The sequence below is a fragment of the Micromonospora sp. SD12 genome, from assembly GCF_052068495.1.
Lineage (GTDB): Bacteria > Actinomycetota > Actinomycetes > Mycobacteriales > Micromonosporaceae > Micromonospora > Micromonospora echinofusca.
In genome coordinates this window covers 1-18026 of record NZ_JBQHDF010000011.1, presented here as the reverse complement: position 1 = coordinate 18026, position 18026 = coordinate 1, and the positions used below count along the sequence as shown (strand labels likewise).

Annotated in this window: 12 protein-coding genes and 1 rRNA gene; 4 read left to right on the top strand and 9 right to left on the bottom strand. The window is 74.8% G+C overall.

Annotation, left to right across the window (positions count from 1 at the left end):
* Positions 1-30 precede the first annotated feature (30 nt).
* The 3 genes from ACTMS2_RS20390 to ACTMS2_RS20380 are packed head-to-tail and all read right to left on the bottom strand — an operon-like array spanning position 31 to position 6859.
* Positions 31-852 carry a class I SAM-dependent methyltransferase gene (locus ACTMS2_RS20390; RefSeq protein WP_441176836.1) on the bottom strand — a complete coding sequence of 274 codons (822 nt, stop codon included), beginning with the start codon at positions 850-852 and terminating at the stop codon, positions 31-33.
* Positions 852-5195 (bottom strand): alpha-(1->3)-arabinofuranosyltransferase domain-containing protein, encoded by a 4344-nt coding sequence (locus ACTMS2_RS20385; protein WP_441176835.1) that lies wholly within the window; start codon positions 5193-5195, stop codon positions 852-854. Before ACTMS2_RS20385 ends, ACTMS2_RS20390 begins: the two co-directional genes overlap by 1 nt.
* Entirely contained in the window at positions 5192-6859 is a 1668-nt protein-coding gene (locus ACTMS2_RS20380) for a substrate-binding and VWA domain-containing protein (protein ID WP_250102479.1), read from the bottom strand. The genes ACTMS2_RS20385 and ACTMS2_RS20380 overlap by 4 nt, the downstream gene beginning before the upstream one ends.
* A gap of 252 nt (positions 6860-7111) precedes the next feature.
* On the opposite strand from ACTMS2_RS20380, the gene ACTMS2_RS20375 reads away from it, so the two are divergent.
* Positions 7112-8269 carry a glycosyltransferase family 4 protein gene (locus ACTMS2_RS20375; protein ID WP_441176834.1) on the top strand — a complete coding sequence of 386 codons (1158 nt, stop codon included), beginning with the start codon at positions 7112-7114 and terminating at the stop codon, positions 8267-8269.
* A gap of 70 nt (positions 8270-8339) precedes the next feature.
* Here the strand turns inward: ACTMS2_RS20375 and ACTMS2_RS20370 are convergent, their stop codons facing one another.
* Positions 8340-8504: a hypothetical protein gene (locus ACTMS2_RS20370; RefSeq protein WP_157747273.1), complete on the bottom strand. Its 165-nt coding sequence runs from the start codon at positions 8502-8504 to the stop codon at positions 8340-8342.
* Entirely contained in the window at positions 8501-10216 is a 1716-nt protein-coding gene (locus ACTMS2_RS20365) for a hypothetical protein (protein WP_441176833.1), read from the bottom strand. Before ACTMS2_RS20365 ends, ACTMS2_RS20370 begins: the two co-directional genes overlap by 4 nt.
* Positions 10217-10351: 135 nt before the next feature.
* On the opposite strand from ACTMS2_RS20365, the gene ACTMS2_RS20360 reads away from it, so the two are divergent.
* The gene (locus ACTMS2_RS20360; RefSeq protein WP_441176832.1) at positions 10352-12247 is read left to right on the top strand and encodes a hypothetical protein; all 1896 of its coding nucleotides are present in this window, start codon (positions 10352-10354) and stop codon (positions 12245-12247) included.
* A gap of 15 nt (positions 12248-12262) precedes the next feature.
* Here ACTMS2_RS20360 and ACTMS2_RS20355 read toward each other — a convergent pair whose 3' ends face one another.
* Positions 12263-13018, bottom strand: coding sequence for an FkbM family methyltransferase (locus tag ACTMS2_RS20355; protein WP_089002986.1), 756 nt, complete (start codon positions 13016-13018; stop codon positions 12263-12265).
* Positions 13019-13174: 156 nt separating this feature from the next.
* Between ACTMS2_RS20355 and ACTMS2_RS20350 the strand changes: the two genes are divergently transcribed.
* Positions 13175-14413 (top strand): polysaccharide biosynthesis protein, encoded by a 1239-nt coding sequence (locus ACTMS2_RS20350; RefSeq protein WP_441176831.1) that lies wholly within the window; start codon positions 13175-13177, stop codon positions 14411-14413.
* Between the two features lie 17 nt (positions 14414-14430).
* Here ACTMS2_RS20350 and nudC read toward each other — a convergent pair whose 3' ends face one another.
* Positions 14431-15351, bottom strand: coding sequence for an NAD(+) diphosphatase (gene nudC, locus ACTMS2_RS20345; protein ID WP_441176830.1), 921 nt, complete (start codon positions 15349-15351; stop codon positions 14431-14433).
* Between the two features lie 178 nt (positions 15352-15529).
* Between nudC and ACTMS2_RS20340 the strand changes: the two genes are divergently transcribed.
* On the top strand, positions 15530-17344 hold the full coding sequence (locus ACTMS2_RS20340; RefSeq protein WP_441176829.1) for a VanW family protein: 1815 nt from the start codon (positions 15530-15532) through the stop codon (positions 17342-17344).
* On the opposite strand, the gene ACTMS2_RS20335 is transcribed toward ACTMS2_RS20340, so the two are convergent.
* Both ACTMS2_RS20335 and rrf read right to left on the bottom strand, forming a co-directional pair.
* Entirely contained in the window at positions 17319-17762 is a 444-nt protein-coding gene (locus tag ACTMS2_RS20335) for a hypothetical protein (protein ID WP_441176828.1), read from the bottom strand. The two genes, ACTMS2_RS20340 and ACTMS2_RS20335, sit on opposite strands and share 26 nt — an antisense overlap.
* Before the next feature lie 189 nt (positions 17763-17951).
* Positions 17952-18026, bottom strand: a 5S ribosomal RNA gene (gene rrf / locus ACTMS2_RS20330); the annotation flags it as partial.

Here is an 18026-nt window from a genome sequence, read left to right as displayed (position 1 = left end):
ATGAGAGTTGGCCGCGAGGTTACTACCAAGTCACATAGCGACGCGACCCCCGGCCAGCTCAGTTTTTTCCGCCGCGTCGCCCGGTTCCGCACCGGTCCGACGCAGGACGAGCAGGAGGTTCCACGCGGCGACCTCCCGGACGCCGGGAATCCGGATGACCCACCGCCCCCACCACGGGTGGTAGCGCGGCAGTGCGTCGAGCAGCTCCACCTCGGCGTTGCCCCGTGCCCAGCGCAGCGTCTGGGCGATCGAGGTCGGGTGGAGCGTCTCCCGGAACCGGTTCTTCGGAGGGCGGCCGTTGCGGCGCTCGTAGCGCCGCCGTGCCCGGTCGCCGCCGAGATAGTGCCAGGGCGCCGTCTCGTGCCCGCCCCAGGGCGACAACCAGGGGGTGAACGACACGAAGAGCACCCCGCCCGGCCGGGTCACCCGGACCATCTCGTCGAGCATCCGGGTCGGCTCCGCGACGTGCTCCAGCACGTTCGACGAGAACGTCACGTCCACGCCGCCGGAGCGCACCGGCAGGGCCGTACCGCTGCCCCGCAGCATGCCGGCGACCGAGTCCCCGGCCGCCGAGAAGTCGCCCACGTCGGGGTCGAGCCCCATGTAGCGGGCACCGGCGGCCCGGAAGGCCGCCGCGAAGTAGCCGGGGCCGCCGCCGACGTCGAGCACCGTCCGGCCGGCGAGCGGAACGTAGCCGGACACCTGGCGTACGGAGTCCTGAGCGAGCAGGCCGTAGAAGTGGTCCGGGTCGCTCTGCTCGACCAGGAAGGCCCGGAACAGGGCCACCGACCTGCCCAGCGTGGCGAACCGGCGACGCGCCGCCCGCCCCGTTCCGTCATGCGCTGCGCTCATCACGCCACCGTCCCGTCCTCGTCCCGATCCGTGGCTCCGGCCGGCCGTCCGTCCCTGGCGCCCGGCGTCACATCATCCGCATCGGCCGTACCCGTCCTCGCGCGGGGGACCTCCGCCGGCTGAGCCGCGCCCTCCGGCGCGACGCCGGGCACGGGAAGCACCGCGGCGACCACCGCCCCGACGGCGACGAGCATCGCCCCCTGCACCCACGGGCCGTACGCCCACTCCTGCCCGTGGCCCTGCAGCCGGCCGGCCACCGTGGTCACCGTGGCGAAGCTCAGCGCGCCGAACACCACCACCGGAAGAGCCCGGCGGGTGAGCTGCCGCAGCAGCATCGCGGCCAGCACGATGGCCACCGGCAGTACGCCGCCCAGCGCGGCGAGCAGCACCACCAGCAGGACGGCGGTCACCCAGGCGGGCCCCTCCGCCGGAACCGTCACCGACGGGGGTGGCAGGGCGTCGGCCACCGCACGTCGCCGCACCGGGAGCAGCGCCAGCAGCAGCACCCCGAACGCCGTCACCGCCCCCGCCACCAGCCCACCCCGGTACGTCCGGTCCGGGGCGAACGTCAGGTGGACCTCCCCGGCTTCACCGGCGGGCAGCACCCACGCCTGCTGCCAGCCGTCGACCCGGGTGGCGGTCAGCGGCCGACCGTCCACGGTGGCCGTCCAGCCTGCGTTCGCGTTCTCCGGCACCACCAGCAGCGCCGTGTCGCCGGCCGCCACCCGCACCCGCCGGTCCGTCGGGTTCCAGTCGAGCACGGTCACCTCGCGGTGCCGGGGCGCGGCCTGCGCCGCCTCCGGACGCAGCGCGGCGTCCTGCACGATGAACCCGTTCGACGGGGAGGTCGCCAAGCGGTGCCCGCCCGCCCGGAGGTCCACCACCGCGCCGGTGGCGCCGCAGACGGTGACCGGCAGCGGCCGGCCGTCGAGCACGTCGGCGAGGGTTCCGGCGACTGACGTGTCGTAGCGGAGTCCGTCCAGCTCGACTGCGGGCCCCGACCCGCACCGCTCGACGACGCGCGTCGCCCCGGCGATCGGGCGGAGCAGGTCTTCCAGGCCGGGGATCTGCACCTCGGCGATCCCCACGGTCGCCGTCCAGCCGTTGCCCCGCCGGTCGGCCACCCGCTCGGCGGAATCCCGCACCACGATCTCGATCCGGTCCGTCCGTACCGCCGGGAAGCGCACCACGCCGTCCGCGCCGACCCGCAGCACCCGGTTGGCACCCGGGGTGCGCACCTCGACCGATTCCGGCAGTGAGCCGACCGGCAGCTCCGCCGGACGCAGCCGCACCTCGGCGATCCGGCGCGGCTCCGACCAGCTCAGCCGCAGGGTGGGACGCAGGTCGTCGCTGTCGGCCAGCCAGGCCGTGCCCGGGTCGCCGTCGATCGCCGCGTACGCGACCACGGCCGCGTCGCCGGCCAGGTGGGAGGAGGCGGTGGCCCGCACCGGCACCCCGGACAGCGTCCACTGCCCGCCGGGCCGGGGCACGGCGGTCATGTCCAGCCGGAACGTCCCGGGGACCGCGCTCTGGAACACCCGGTCCACCCCGAGCGGCTCCTCGCCGGTCCGGGCCAGGAACCGGTCGCACCGGATCACCGTCCCGGCGGGCCGGAGGCCGGAACCGGTCGACGGCGCGGCGTCCGAGCCTGCGGCGGCGACCGGGAAGCAGGCGGGGCGGTCGGCCGGCCCCCGGCTGAACGACCAGGCGACCGGTCCGACGAAGCCGGTCGGGATGTCGGCCGGGGTGCGCAGCGCCCGTCGCGGGGCGGTGCCGGGGATGACGAGGTCGCGGATGCCGACCCCGCCGTCGAGCCGCCCACCGGCGACCGCCAGCACCGTGACGCGTACGCGGCTCGTGGAGCCGGGAAGCGTGTAGTACGAGTGCGCCCCCAGCGCGCGGGCGACCTCGTGGTCCACCGAGCCCCGGTCCGTGGTGAGCCGGAACCGGGTTACCGGCCACCCCACCCCGAGGTCGTCGACGAAGTTGAGCGTGACGCGGTCGACCTCGCGCGGCGTGTCCAGGTCCACCTCCAGCCACTGGCCGACGGGCCCGGCCAGGGGCGCCGAGTGCCAGGCGGTGCGCTCGTCGCCGTCGACGGCCGCGAAGGGCAGGTGAGACGGGTCGGCGGGGGCGAAGCTGTCCACGAAGCTGATCGCGCTGGAGGCGTTGACCTCGCGTACGCCCTGGTAGGTGGCGACCGTCTGGTGCTGGTCGCCCGGGAACGGCAGCAGGTCCAGGGCGACGCGGCCCTGCCGGCTCGCCTCGGCCGCGGTCAACGTCTGGCTGAGGTTGTCGCGGACCCGGCCGATGTCACGCTCGCGGCGGCGCAGCCCGTCGGTCACGATCCACGACTCGTCACCGCCGTCGCGGAAGCCGGCCCGGTCCCCGGCCAGCACCACCGGTCTGTCCCGCTCCACCAGCCCCTGCTCGAGCAGCGGCAGCAGCGACTCCGGCCCGCCGCTGACCGTCGGCACGTCGGCGGCGAGCACCGCCGAGGCGGCCGACACCGGGCGTCGCACCTCGTACACCTCGACGGCCGGCAGCGGGCCGGCGGCCTCGTCGACCGGGCTGCCCGGCGTACGGCCGAAGGTGGTGGTACTGCCGAAGGTCGCCACCCGCGTGATCCCCGGCGACCCGGCGAGCGCCTGGCGCAGCGCCGCCACCGGCGGCGCGTCCACCTGCGTGCGGTCGATGTCGTTGCGCAGCAGCAGATGCCGGAACCCCGAGCGGGCCAGGAAGTCGGCCAGGCCGGCCGAACCACGGCCGTGGGCCAGGACGGACTCGACGGTGTCCATCATCCGGGTGTTGCCCGCCGAGCCGAGCGGGATCTGGTGGCGCACCGCCCAGGGTGCCCCGGCCAGGGCCTGGAGTGGCTCGTCGACGGAACGTCCCCACTCGTACTGGCCGAAGCCGGAGCCCGGCACCATCAGGGTGCGGGCCAACGCGTCGCGCTCGGCCAGCCAGGTCGCCGCCGCCCGCCAGTGCGGCGGCAGGTCCGACCAGCCCGGCCCGGGCCGCAACTGCCCAAGCCAGGCCGGCGCGGCGGCCCCCAGCACCAGCAGCAGCACCGGTACGAACAGCAGCGAGCGCAGCCGGGGGGAGAGGCGGCCGGAGGGGTGGCGTCGGCCGGCGGCCCGGTGCAGCCGGGTGACCCACGCGTCGACGCCGTGCGCGAAGCCGAGCATCAGCGGCAGCCGCAGCACCGGGTCCAGCTTGTGCACGTTGCGGAACGGCGCCAGCGGACCGTCCAGCAGATCCCGCACCGGCGCCGAGAGCGGGCTGTCCAGGCTACCGACGTAGCCCATGGTGAGCAGGGTCAGCCCGGTGAGGAAGCCCAGCACCAGGAACCGGCGCTCGGGCAGCAGGTTGCCGGCCAGCCCGGCCAGGCCGACCAGCGCCACCACGGCGGTGAGCGTCATCAGCGTCGGGTTGTCGATCAGTAGCCAGCCCGCCGGCCACCACGGGTCGCCCTGCACGATGTACGCGACCCACTGGTTGGTGCCGCGCACCGCCTGGAACAGCGAGGCGACGGCGGTCGTCGTGGTGGACGACTCGATGTAGTCGAGGAACGGCAGGCTGTACTCGCCGAGCAGCAGCAGCGGCACGATCCACCAGAGGCAGACCCCGACGACGCAGAGGCACCACCAGCCCACCAGCCGCAGGTGCTCGCGGTCCCAGCGGCGGGTGAGCAGCCAGACCCCGGGCAGCAGCAGGGCGAGCAGCACCACCGCCGCGTTGATCCCGCCCATGCCGAGCACGGCCAGCGCGGAGAGCGCGGCGGCCCGTCGCGGGGACCCGATCCGCCGTACCAGGACCAGCGGCAGCAGCACCCAGGGCAGCATCGCGGCGGAGAGTGTCTCGGAGGAGAGCGCGCCGATCTCGGTGAGGATTCGGGGCGCCAGCGCGTAGCCGAGGGCGGCCGCGTACCGGGTCGGTTCGGTGCCGACCCCCAGCGCCCGGGCCAGCCACAGCAGGCCGTAGAACGCGGCGGCGAGGAGCAGCGCCGTCCACAGCCGCTGGGTGATCCACGGCGGTACGCCCAGCAACTGCCCCCCGGCGAAGAACGGCCCCATCGGGAACAGGTAGCCGTACGCCTGGTTCTGCAGCTCCCCCGAGGTGGCCTCCGGGTTCCACATGTGCAGCGCCCGGGCCATGAAGTGCACCGGGTTCGCGGCGAGGTCGAGCTTGGTGTCGAAGGTGACCTGACCGGGTCGCTGCACGAACGCGAGCACGGTGAGCAGCAGCAGCGACAGGGCCGTGCCCGGCGCCCCGCGGACGGATCGGACGACCCGGCGCACCGGGCCGCCGGGGTGCCGGGGCCGGGGAGGGTGCGGGTTCACCGTCGGCACTCCGGGGGAAGGCAGCTCAGGTCCGCGAGCGCGGAGAAGAAGATCTGGCGGATGCCGCTGGGCTCGTCGGTGCTGAAGACCTGCCCGCCGGTGACCTTGACGATCGACTTGAGGTCATCGGCGTCGATGTCCTTACCCAGCCCGATGAAGACGATCGGCAGCGGCTGGCGCGGATCCTGCAACTCGGCAAGCTCGGTGAGGAACCGGGCCCGGCCGATGCTCTCCCCGTCCTCGTCGCGCCCGTCGGTCATGATCAGCACGAGGTTGATCCGCCCGGGTGTCCAGTGCCGCCGTGCGTCCCGGTACGCGGCCAGCGTCGTGTCGTACAGCCCGGTGCCGCCCCGGGGCTTCACGCGGACGGCGCCCAGCCGTTCGACCAGCCGCTCCCGCTGCGTCGGGTCCAACGGCGCGACCGGCAGGATCTCCTGGTGGTCCCGGTCGCCGTCGACCTTCGTGGAGAAGACCCACACGCCGAGTTCGCTGTTGTCGAGCAGCAGGCCGGAGCCCTCCCGGGCCGCCTTGAGCGTGGCCTCGAGCCGGGTCTCGTCCGAGCCGGGCACCTGGGCGGCCATCGAGCCGGAGATGTCCAGCACGGTGAGGATGCGGGCACTGCGCTGCACGCCGCTCCACCCGGTCAGCGCCTCGGTGACGACCTCGTCGGCGGGCAGCGGCACCGGTTGGCGTACCTCCGGCGACAGCCGGCCGTCGCGGGGGATCGCCGGCGGGAAACCGGCTGCGGTGCGGAAGCCGTACCCGCTGAGCAGGTCCCGCGCCTCGACGGTGTGCAGGTTGGTCAGGAAGCGCGCGGCGGCGTCCCGGACCGGACCGAGGGCGGCGGGCAGCACCACGTACGGCAGGTCCAGCGCGGGGACTGCCACCTCCGGGTACGCCGCGACCAGCTTGTCGTCGCCGGCCAGCGCGTTGTGCACGAGCATGGCCTGCTCGCTGGTGGCCACGGCGTCGGCCTTGCCCGGCAGGGCCGACCCGACCGGCAGCGTCCCGCCCGCGGGGGGAGTGAACGTCCGGTCGGCGAGCCGGCGCAGCACCGCAGCGACCGTCCCGGCCGGGTCGTCCTCCCCGGCGGCCAGGCCGCGCACCCCGAGCACGACCCCGACCCCGACCGGGTCGACGGCCGGGTCGGGCAGCCCCACCTTGACGGCGGGGGCCTTCGGACCGACGGTGGAGCGCCAGGTCAGCTGCCTCGCCGGCCACCCCAGCCGGCGCGCGGCCGAATCGGCTACCGCGAGCACGACCGGCGTGCTCGCCACCGACGTGCCCTGCGCCGGCACCTCGAAGGCGCCGGCCGCGCGGGCCCGGAGCAGCCAGAACGTCGACTCCGGCACCCACGCGTCGGCGACGTCCACGCCCTCGGCCACCTGCGCGGCGACGGCGCCGGACTCCTGGGCCTGCACGGAGATCGTGACGCAGGGCTGCGTGCCGACGCTGGCCCGGACGATCCGGTCCAGGGCTGGCGCGATCACCGGGGCCGCGGCGACGCGGAGCTGGACCCGCTCCACGCACTCCGGGACGCTGCGGTCGGACCGCACGTACGCCACCGTCGCCCAGCCGGCCAGCAGCAGCGCGAGCGCGGCGCTGAGCAGCACCACCGGCGACCGCTGGAAGAGGCCCCGTACCGCTACCGGACCGTCGCGCACGCCCGGTCACCTCCTCGTCGTCGCCGGAACGAAAGGCACGTCCGCCCGCAGGTCGCGCCGCGTGGCGCGGAGCGACGCCCGCCACCGTACGCAGTCGCGCTGCACACCCTGCCAAGGTTTCCCGTCGCCGGCAAACCCCTGGCGACCGGCCGTGACCGAACCGTCGCCGTCGCGCCGACCCCATTGCGGATGTGACCCAGGTCGCCCTAGTGTGGCGCGAATCGAGCTTCATTACCCGCCGGTAGGAGTAGCGTGGACAACTCCGACACCCCCGTGCGCCACGTGCTGTTCCTCAACTGGCGCGACACCGCCAACCCCGAGGGCGGCGGCTCTGAGGTCTACGTCGAGCGCATCGCCGCCGAACTCGTCGCCGCCGGGCACCGGGTCACCCTGCTCTGCGCCGCGCACGACAACGCCGGCCCGGCCACCACCACGCCCGAGGGCGTACGCGTGCTGCGGCGCGGCTCCCGGATGACGGTCTACACCCGGGCGGCGCTGACCTGCCTGGCGGGCCGGTTCGGCTTCGGCCCCCTGAGCCGGCGTGGTCTCGGCCGGCCGGACTTGGTCGTCGACGTCTGCAACGGGGTGCCGTTCTTCGCCCCGCTCTACGCCGGTCGGCCGGTGCTCGCCCTGGTGCACCACGTGCACCGGGAGCAGTGGCCGGTGGTCTTCGGTCCGGTGATGGCCCGGCTGGGCTGGTGGATCGAGTCGCGGCTGGCGGTCCGGCTCTACCGCCGCTGCCGGTACGTGACGGTGTCGGAGGCGAGCCGCGCGGAGCTGGCGGCCCTCGGGGTGGACGCGGACCGGATCGACGTCGTGCCCAACGGGACGCCTCCGGTGACCGGCCCGCCGCTGCCCCGCACGCCGCACCCGTCGCTGCTGGTGCTCGGCCGGCTGGTGCCCCACAAGCGGGTGGAGATCGCCCTGCGTACGGTGGCCGAACTGGTCACCGAACTGCCCGACCTGGAGCTGGTGGTGGCCGGCCAGGGCTGGTGGACGCAGCCGCTGCGGGAGCTGTCCGAGTCGCTCGGCATCGCGAGTCATGTCCGGTTCACCGGTTTCATCAGCGAGGACGAAAAGCACGCGGTGCTCTCGTCGGCCTGGCTCGCGCTGACCCCCTCGCTCAAGGAGGGCTGGGGCCTGACCATCGTGGAGGCCGCCGCCCGGAGCACCCCCACCGTCGCGTTCCGCTACGCGGGCGGCGTCGCCGAGGCGATGGTCGACACCGAGACCGGGCTCCTCGTCGACGACGAGCCGGAGTTCACCGCCGTCGTGCGCGAACTGCTCGCCGACGACGTGCGGCGCAAGGCGATGGGTGAGGCCGCGCTGCTGCACGCGTCCCGCTTCAACTGGACGGCCACCGGGGCGCGGTTCGCCCACCTGGTGACGCAGGTGACCGCCCGCCCCTGAGCGCGCTCCCCGGCCGACGCCGGAGACGACGAAGGGCGCCCGCTGACGCGGGCGCCCTTCGTGCGTTGGTTCAGCGCGTGCCGTACAGCGGAGCCTCGGTTCCCTGCTCACTCACCTTGGTGTTGGCGGCCTCCTTGGCGGACGGGCTGAGCGCATTCGCCAGTCCGACGCTCCCGAGCAGGCCGAGCACGACCCCGAGTACCCCGACGGCGACGAACGCGGGCAGGTTCCTCATCCACCTTCTCCTTCCGCGGGACTCGCGTGCCGGGACGCTACCACGCGGTAGCCTGCCCGCGCAGCGCCCGAAAAAACGATCCCCACCACCACCGTTCCAGTCAAGAGGTGCGCCCACCCCACCGGGCCGGGCCGGGCCGGGGCTGGCGGCGGCGTCCAGTCCGGGTTCTCGTAGAGGGTCAGCTCCGGTCCCGAGTGGACGGTCCGCAGCCCGACCAGCACCGCCGGGGCCGGGGGCGGGCCGGCCGCCCGCTGCACCAGCACCCACCGGGAGCCGGTGCTCGACAGGGGCGCACCGGCGGCGAGCACCTCGCGTACCCGGGCGGCGCGGCGGTCCTCGCCGGCCACCGCCAGGTCGCCGACCCGCAGCGTGTCGTCGATGAGCACCGGCACGGCGAGGTACCGAGGCGCCGGATCGATCACCACCTGCCCGTGGTTCCACGGATGGCTCTGGTACTCCTGGAACGGCAGCGAGATCACCTCGCCCGGCCGCTGCGCGGTCAGCCGCGCCACCGTCGCCCAGTCCGCCGGCCAGGCCACCGGGTGGAGCCGGCCGACGCCGCCGAAGGCCAGGTCGGGCAGGAGCGCCACCGGCAGCAGCGCCGCGCCGACCAGCGTCACCGCGGCGGTCGTCGCGTCGAAGCGGGCCGCCAGCCGGTCCGCGATCCGTTCCGCGCCGAGCGCGCCGGACACCGCCAGCGCCAGCGCGTACGGCACCAGCAGCTTCTGACCGTCGCGGAACAGGCCGGCGCCGGGCACGTTGGCGACCAGCCAGCCGAGCAGGTCCGCGCCGCCGGGCAGCACCCCGAGCGCCGCCGCCAGCCACGAACCGGCGGCGAGCAGGCCGAACCGGCCGACGGCCGACGGCGGCCAGCGCCGGCACAGCAGCGCGACGCCGTACCCGACGACGGCCAGCAGCAGCACCGTGGCCAGCGGCACCAGCACGACCGCCCGGGAGGCGGGGGTGCTCTGCCCGTTCCAGATGCCGCCGGTGCCCGCCAGGGCCGCCAGCGGGCCGGCCCAGTTCTCCGCGCGCGCGGCGAACGCCACCACCCCGGCGGGATCGGACCGACCGGCGTCGGCGGTGACGAACCCGGCGACCAGCCACGGCGCGTTGAGCAGCATCGTCAACCCCACGCCCAGCGCCGTCGACCGGGCGGCCGCCGGGTAGCGCCCGGGCAGCAGCACCGCGACCGCGGCCAGGGCGAGCACCCCGCCGGTGGGCGTGATCGCCGACGCCGACGCCGCGAGCAGCAGCCGGCGCAGCCCGCCGCGGCCCGCCCGCACGTCGAGCGCCGCCCGCACCAGCCAGGGCAGCGCGGCGTACGCGACCAGCAGCCCCCACTGCCCGATGAGCAGCCGCTCGGCGAGGTACGGCGTCCAGGCGTACCCGACGGCGGCCACGACCCGTACCGCGACCCGGCCGGTCGGCACCAGCCGGGCGGCGCCCAGCGCGGCCAGGTACACGATCGCGCACAGCACCAGCCGTTGCAGCAGCCAGCCGGGCACCACCTGGCTGGCCAGCGCGACCACCGCGTCCTGTGGGACGGCCCGGGGCAGCGCGGTGGCCGGGGCGATCGCCTCCCAGCTCAGCGCCTGCCGGGGCACGAAGACCATGTCGTAGCGGAGCACGTAGCCGGGCAGGGCCAGCGGAGCGAGCACCACCACCGTCACGGCGGCGGCCACGCCGTGCGGCACCAGCCGTTCGCGCATCCCTGACCTCACCACTGCCCGGGCGCGACGACCGCCGCGCTGGTGGCGGCCACTGTACGCGGATCTGCGCGCGGGGACCGAACCATCCGTTGGCCTGATGGGAACAGCGCTCGGCGGTGTGGCAGTCTTCCCGCCATGGCATCGACCGGGTCCGAAAGGGCCGCCCAGCCTGACGAGAGCGGACTGATCGGCGGCTGGGTACGCGCCGACCCGGTACGGGCCATCGGCGTCGCCATGATCGTGGCCAGTCTGGTGTGGCGGGCGCAGCTCGCCTCCCGGGGCCACCTCGCGGTCGACGACTGGGTGCTGGTCTCCCGGGCGGCGGAGGCCGACCTCACGCCGGGCTTCCTGCTCACCCTCTACAACAACCACTTCATGCCGGCCGCCCTGCTGCTCACCTGGGTGGTGACCCGGGTGGTCGGCCTCGCCTACTGGCCGTACGTGCTGCTGATGACCGCCGGCCAGGCGGTACTGGCGGTGGCTTTCTTCCGGCTGCTCCGCACGCTCGTCCGGCCCGGCCTGGCACTGCTGGTGCCGCTCGCGATCTTCCTGTTCAGTCCGCTCACCCTGGAGGCCGGCACCTGGTGGGCGGTGGGCGTGAACATGGTTCCCATGCAGCTCGCCATGGTGCTGGCGATCGGCGCCCAGCTGCGCTATGTCCGCACCGGTCGCCGCCGGCACCTGGTCGGTCTGGCCCTGGCGGTGGTGTTCGGGCTGATCTTCTTCGAGAAGGCCCTGCTGGTGGTGCCGCTGGTCTTCCTGTTCACCGCGTGCCTGCTCGTCGACGGCCCGCCGGTACGGGCGGTGTGGGACACGGTGCGCCGCTACTGGCCGTCGTGGGCGGTGCTCACCGCCGTCTCGCTGAGCTTCGCCGGGCTCTACCTGACCCGCTCGGAATCTTCGCTGCGCCAGCCGGACTCGCTGAACGAGGTGTTCTCGTTTCTGTGGCAGATGCTCGGCTCGACCGTCGTCCCGGGCCTGCTCGGCGGGCCGTGGGCATGGATGGCGGCGGGCGACGGCGCCCCGGTGACCGCGCCACCGGAGCTGGGCCGATGGCTGTCCTGGGCCGTCTTCCTGGCCCTGGTCGTGCTGACCGTACGCCTGCGGCGCACCGCCGGGCGCGCCTGGGTGCTGCTCGGGGCGTACCTGGCCCTCGTGGTGGCCCTGCTGGGCGCGACCCGGCTCGGCTCGGTCTACAGCGACGTGGCCGGTTCCGTGCCCCGGTACGTCACCGACGTGGTCGTGGTGGCCGCGCTCTGCGTCGGCGTCGCGCTGCTCGGCCTGGCTGCCCCGGTCACGGGGCCGGCGGACGGTACGACGGGGCACCCCGCGGACGGGGAGCGAGAGGCGGGCGACCGGCGGCCGGAGTGGCTGACCCGGTACCGCGAGACGGCCAGCACCCTGATCGTCGTCGTGCTGCTCGCCGGGGGTCTGGGCACGGCCTGGAGCACCGCACGGTACGGCGACGAGTGGGCCGTGAAGCGGGGCCTGGCCTACCTGAAGACCGCGCGTGCCGAGCTGGCCGCGGCCCCGCCCGGCACGGTCTTCCTCGACCGGCCCGTCCCCGAAGGCGTGGTGCCCAACCTGTCCGCGCCGTACAACCGGCAGTCGAAGTTCTTCCAGGCGCTGGAGGACGGCCCGGTCTTCGTCACCGGGGCGGAGGAGCCGGCGATCTTCGACGACCAGGGACGCATCACCCCGGTCCGGGTCGACGGTCCCGCCGTCCCGCCCGGCCCCGACGAGGGCTGCGGTTACAAGATCCTCGGGGGGCAGACGATACGGCTGCCGCTCAGCGCACCGCGCGACGACTGGTTCTGGGTGGTCCGGGTCGGCTACCTCAGCTCCGCCGACTCCACCGCCGTCTTCCGGCTCGGCAGCAGCGCCCGGGAGTTCCCCGTCAAGCAGGGCCTGCACCAGTACTTCTTCGAGTTCACCGGCGGCGGCGACACCGTCGAGCTGACCGTCCCGCGCCACGGCGTGACGATCTGCACCAACGAGGTCGTCGTCGGCACTGCGGTGCCGCAGCAGTGAGCCTGCCGGGCACGGTCACTCGGGACGGAACAGCACCGAGTTGACGTAGCGGGGGCGGGGCCAGAGCACCCGGCGGGCGAAGCTCTGCCCGACCCGGGCGATCGCCGCGCGCTGGTGCCCGCCGAGGTCGAAGTCGGCCAGGGGCACCCAGTCCCGCCCCGGCAGCACGTACCCCCGGTAGCCCCAGCCGGCGAGCAGTTCCAGCAGCGGGCCGACCGGCTGGATGCGCTCTTCCACCTCGATGAGCAGCACCGGCCGGTCCCGGCGGACCGTCTCCGCGGCGCCCCGCAGCGCCGGCAGCTCGTGTCCCTCGATGTCCAGCTTCACGAAGCGCACGTCGGTCAGGCCGAGCGAGTCGAGCGTGATCCGCCGGACCTGCACCGGGTCGCCCTGCCGCGGGTCCTCCAGCGAGGAGGTGCCGACGATCGCCCCGCCCTCGGGCAGGTAGAGCGACGCGGTGCCCTCGTGGTCCGACACGGCCGCCTCGACCACCTCGACGGCCGGGAACGCCGCCCGCAACTGTCGGGCCAGCGGCGGGGTGGGCTCCACCGCGACCACCCGGTCGGCGCGCCTGAGCAGTCGCGCCGTCCACGGGCCGTACCAGGCACCGACGTCCACGGCCGTGCCACCGCGCGGGACGAAACCGGCCAACCGGGCCAGCTCCGGCTCCACCCGGGGGTAGACCCGCCGGATCGCGGCCGCGACGAACCGTTCGGGAAGGACCGAGGCCAAACCGGAGGTGGCTGCGGAGGCCACGTGCGTCGACGCCATGGGCCAGCACACTAGACGCCTCCCGGCCCGTTGGGCAGGGGGCTGACGCAAGACCCTACTGACCGGTACCGTCACCCGGGGTCGGGCCCGTTCCGGCCGCTCCGCCGGCCGCGACGCGCACCGCCCGCGCCGGACAGCAGCGCGACATGGGGTGACATGACCCGGACGACGGGCAGCGAGGCCGGAGCCGTCCGGCTCGGCGCGGCGGGCACCGCCGTCATCGTCGCCACCATGCTGACCAACGCGCTGGCCTACCTGGTCCCGGTCCTCGGGGCCCGCCGGCTGGCCGCCGCCGAGCTGGGCGCGCTGGCCACCGCGCTCGCCCTCGCCGCCATCGCGGCCGTGCCCGGCTTCGGGCTCCAGATCGCGGTGGCCGCGCACCGCGCCCGGTGGGGCGCCACCAGCGTCGCCCGCCTCGCGCTGCGCACCGCCGCGCTCACCGCCGGCGTCACCGCGCTGGCCGCCCCGGTGCTCAGCGCGGCACTGCGCCTGCCGGTGGCGCTGACCCTGCTGCTCGCGGCGACCACGTTCGCCACCGTGCTGGCCGGCCGGTGGCTCGGTGAACTCCAGGGCGACCAGCGGTTCCTGCACCTTGCCGCCGCGATGACCGTACTCGCCGCCGGCCGCTACGGCGGGCTCGTGCTCGGGCTGGCCCTCGGCCGGGGGCCGGTCGCCTGCCTGCTGCTCGCCACGCTCACCGGGCTGGCCGTCCTGCCCCTGCTGGCCCGTCTCGCCCGCCCGGTGCGGCCGGCCCCGCGCACGGGCACCCCGGCCGCCGTGGTGGACCGCCGGCTGACCGCCAGGCACGTCATGACGGCGTGCGGCGCGTCGTTGGCGATGCTCACCATCTCGTACGCCGACCTGATCCTCGCCCGCCAGCTGCTGCCCGACGACGCCTCCGGCGGGTACGCGGTCGGGTCGGTGCTCACCAAGGGCGCGCTCTGGGCGCCGCAGGTGGTCACCGTGCTGGTGCTGCCCCGCCTCGCCCGGGGCGACCGACGGGCCCGGGTCGCCGCGCTGGGGCTGATCCTGGCCTGCGGCGCGGTCCTGGTCGGCGCCTCCGCGTTCGCCGGCGAGCTGGCGTTCCGCCTCGCCGGTGGGGCGGACTACCTGCACCTGGCCGGCGCGGCACCGCTCTTCGCCGCCGTTGGCGCCCTCTACGCGGTGGTCTTCATGCTTGTCAACGACCAGGTGGCGACGGGTGCCCGGTGGCCCGCCGCGCCGCTCTGGGCGGCCACCGCCGTCCTCGCCGGGACGGCCCTGCTTGTCGCGCCGCGCACGGTCGAGGGCGTCCTGGTCTGCGCGCTCGCCACCGCCGTCGCCACGGCCACCCTGATGGCCTGGCTGGCCTTCCGCCGCCCCTCGGCCGGCCCTGCCCCACCCGGCGGCTCCTGAGATGCCGGCCGCGGCGGTCAGGTTCCGGCGGCGAGCCAGGAGTGCAGCAGGTGGTGGTCGATCGAGTCGACGCGGCCCAGGGGCCGTCCGGCGGCCGCCCGCTCGCGCAGCTCGTCCCGGGTGAACCAGCGCGCCTCCAGCAGTTCCTCGCCGTCGACCCGCACCTGCTCGGAGGCGGCGGTGGCGCGGAAGCCGACCATCAGGCCGGCCGGGAACGGCCACGCCTGAGATCCCACGTACGTCACGTCGGTCACCGTCACGCCGGCCTCCTCGGCCATCTCCCGCCGGACGGCGTCCTCCAGGCTCTCGCCCACCTCGACGAAGCCGGCGAGCGTCGAGTACGACCCCTCGGGTGCGCCCGCGTGCCGGGCCAGCAGGCAGCGGTCGGGGGCGCCGGGCGCCTCGATCAGCACGATGACCGCCGGTTCGATCCGGGGAAAGAGGAGCCGGCCGCAGTCCGCCCGCGCGCACGAGCGCACGTGTCCACCGCCCCGGGCCACGGTCGACGCCCCGCACGTGCCGCAGAAGCGCTGCTGCCGGTGCCAGTGCAGCAGGCCCCGCGCGTACGCCTGGACTGCTGCCCCGGCCGGGTCGAGCCGGCCGACGAGCGCCCGGACGTCCACGGCCGCCTCCGCCCCCGCCACCTCGACGGCGGCGGCCTCGGGCAGCCCGGAGAGGTCCACGGCGAAGACGGCCGAGCCCTCGTCCATGCCGAGGAAGACCGTCTCGTCGGCGACGGCGAGCGCCCCGGCCGCCCGTTCCCCGTTCAGCCGCACCGGCGCGTCCCCCGCGACCAGGCAGCGGTCCCGCCAGAGCGGCAGCAGGGTGCTCGCCGGGTCCGCCAGCAGTGCGGCGAGCCGTTGCTGGTCGGTACGCAGTTCCCCCGCCCGGTCCAGCCAACCGCCCCCGTACGCGAGGACCGCCTCGTCCGCTTTCATGCCCCTACCGTGCCATGCCCGCCGGCCCGGCCGGCGGCCGGCCGGTGTTCCCCGACACGCCGGACGACACGCCGTACGCGACGGTACGGGCGGAGGCTGCCGCCCCGCCGGGGCGCCGGTTACCGTAGGTGTCTTCCGGGCGGAGGTGTGCTCCCCCGTTGTGGTACGTCCGATCGAGGTGACCGTGACGCTGTACGGCGAGAAGCCCCCACCCGCCGACGACCGGCCCACCGTGCAGGTGACAGCCGTGACCTGGCCCGGTGACGAGCCGGAGCCGGTCGCGCCGGCAGCCGGGCCGGGCGGCTCACGGTCCCGCCGGTTCCGGCTGCTGCTGGCCGCCGGGGTCGCCACGGCGGTGCTGGGTTCCCTGGCCGGGGCGGGCGCCTACGCGTACGCCGGTGACGTGCCGCGCGGGACGACGGTGCTCGGCGCGGAGCTCGGCGGCCGGAGCCGCGCGGACGCCGCCCGGGAGTTGCGGGCGGAGCTCGAACGCCGCGCCGCCGCCCTGAACGCCCCGCTGTCGGTACGCGTCGGTGAGCGGACCGCCACGATCGACCCGGCCGCCGTCGGCCTGGCGATCGACGTCGACGCCACGGTGGCGGCGGCGGCAGAGGCCGAGGCGCACGCGGTCGACCGGCTCGTGGGGTCCCGGGCGGTGCAGCCCGTGGTGGCCGTGGACACGGCCCGCCTCGACGCCGCCCTCGAGAAGGTCGTCGGCGACCAGGGCCGGAAGATGACCATGCCGGCGATCACCTGGAAGGGCACGACGCCGAAGGCGGTGCACCCGAAGCCGAGCCTCGCGCTCGATCCGGAACGCTCCGCGCAGGTGGTGCGGGAGGGCTGGCTCGCCGGGCAGCCGGTGACCGTGCCGCTGGTCGAGACGCACCCGGCGACCAGCGCCGAGGAGGTGGACCGGCTCGTGGCCGAGCTGGCGAAGCCGGCCGTGGCCGCCCCCGTCACGCTGACCACCGGCAAGGGCTCGGTGCAGGTCCCGCCGAAGGCGATCGCGAAGAGCCTGCGGTTCACGGCCGACAAGGCCGGCAAGCTGACCCCGCAGGTCGACGTGAAGCGGCTGCGCGCCGCGCTCGGCGGCGAGCTGGCCGCCATCGAGGTGCCGCCGAAGGACGCGCGGATGACCATCTCCGGCGGCAAGCCGAAGGTCGTCGAGGGCAAGCCCGGTCAGCAGCTCGACAGCGAGGCGCTCGGCCGCGACCTGCTCGCCGTCCTGCCGAAGGCGGACGACCGGAAGGTCACCGGCGAGCTGAAGCCGGCGGAGCCGGAGCTGACCGCGGCGAAGCTGGCCGGGCTGGGCATCAAGGAGCGGGTTTCCACCTTCACCACGCGGTTCACCGGTGGGCTCTCCTCGCCGCGCAGCCAGAACATCGTCACGATCGCGAAGGACGTGGACGGCACGGTGGTGCTGCCCGGCGAGACGTTCTCCCTCAACGGGCACACCGGCGAGCGCGGCTACGCCCAGGGCTACCGGGACGCCCCGGTCATCCTCGACGGCAAGCTGGTCCCCGGGGTGGGCGGCGGCACCTCGCAGTTCACCACCACGCTGTTCAACGCGACGTACTACGCCGGGCTGGAGGACGTCGAGCACAAGCCGCACTCGTACTGGTTCAGCCGGTACCCGGCGGTCATCGAGTCGACCATCTTCTGGCCGGACCTGGACTTCAAGTTCCGCAACAACACCGAGCACGGCGTACTGATCGACACCTCCTACACGTCGAATTCGATCACCGTGTCGATCTGGAGCACCAAGATCTGGGACAGCGTGAAGACCGAGTACACCCCGCGCCGCAACATCACCCAGCCGAAGACGGTCTACCTGGAACCCGGCCCCACCTGCATCCCGGCGAGCGGCAGCCAGGGCTTCACCCAGGACGCCTTCCGGGTGTTCAAGAAGGACGGCAAGGTCGTGAAGCGGGAGAAGTTCACCTGGCGCTACTCCGCCGAGCCGCGCTTCATCTGCGGTCCCGAGCCGTCCTGACGGCCGCCCGACTCACGCTCGGAGAAGCCCCGCCGGCCAGTCGCCGGCGGGGCTTCCTCCTGTCGTACGCGCACCGCCTCGCGGCCCCGGTGGTGTGACCGCCGGTCCCTACGCCTGCCCACTCGGCGACGGTCCCGGTCGTGGCTGCCGAGAGGGGCCGCAGCGAGTCGGTGTATCCCTCGGGCAGATGCGCCGGGTCGCCGTCCCAGCGGATCGGCACACCCCACCCCGCGGCCACCAGCTCGTCGCCGTCGAGCAGCACCGGCTCCAGGTCGGCGAACACCTCCCGTACGCGACCGAGATGACGACTCGCCTGCCGGTCGGCGCCGATGAAGGCCGGCCAGCCACCGGAGAACAGCCGCTGCATCTGGTCGTCGGGCCGGGGCCGGGCCTTCATGGGTTCCACGACGGTCCGCACAGCGCCCTCCCCGAGACGGCCACGCGTCCTTGTCGCTGGTCGACAGGTCTACGCGTTCCGTTTCTTGGCGGTGGTCGGTTTCCTCGTGGTGGTCGGTTTCCTCTTCTCTCGGCTTGCCCGTGAGCCGCGAAAAGGCCCGTAACGCAGTTCAGGGCCACCCCCTGCGGGGTGACCCTGAACCGAAAGATTGTCCGGCGGTGTCCTACTCTCCCACACCCTCCCGAGTGCAGTACCATCGGCGCTGGAGGGCTTAGCTTCCGGGTT

What these genes read in the sequence shown, in the direction of transcription:
- ACTMS2_RS20360 (WP_441176832.1), top strand. Translation starts at nt 10,352, where the DNA reads ATGGCATCGACCGGGTCCGAAAGGGCCGCCCAGCCTGACGAGAGCGGA.
- nudC (WP_441176830.1), bottom strand. Translation starts at nt 15,351, where the DNA reads ATGAAAGCGGACGAGGCGGTCCTCGCGTACGGGGGCGGTTGGCTGGAC.
- ACTMS2_RS20370 (WP_157747273.1), bottom strand. Translation starts at nt 8,504, where the DNA reads ATGAGGAACCTGCCCGCGTTCGTCGCCGTCGGGGTACTCGGGGTCGTG.
- ACTMS2_RS20350 (WP_441176831.1), top strand. Translation starts at nt 13,175, where the DNA reads ATGACCCGGACGACGGGCAGCGAGGCCGGAGCCGTCCGGCTCGGCGCG.
- ACTMS2_RS20365 (WP_441176833.1), bottom strand. Translation starts at nt 10,216, where the DNA reads ATGCGCGAACGGCTGGTGCCGCACGGCGTGGCCGCCGCCGTGACGGTG.
- ACTMS2_RS20355 (WP_089002986.1), bottom strand. Translation starts at nt 13,018, where the DNA reads ATGGCGTCGACGCACGTGGCCTCCGCAGCCACCTCCGGTTTGGCCTCG.
- ACTMS2_RS20390 (WP_441176836.1), bottom strand. Translation starts at nt 852, where the DNA reads ATGAGCGCAGCGCATGACGGAACGGGGCGGGCGGCGCGTCGCCGGTTC.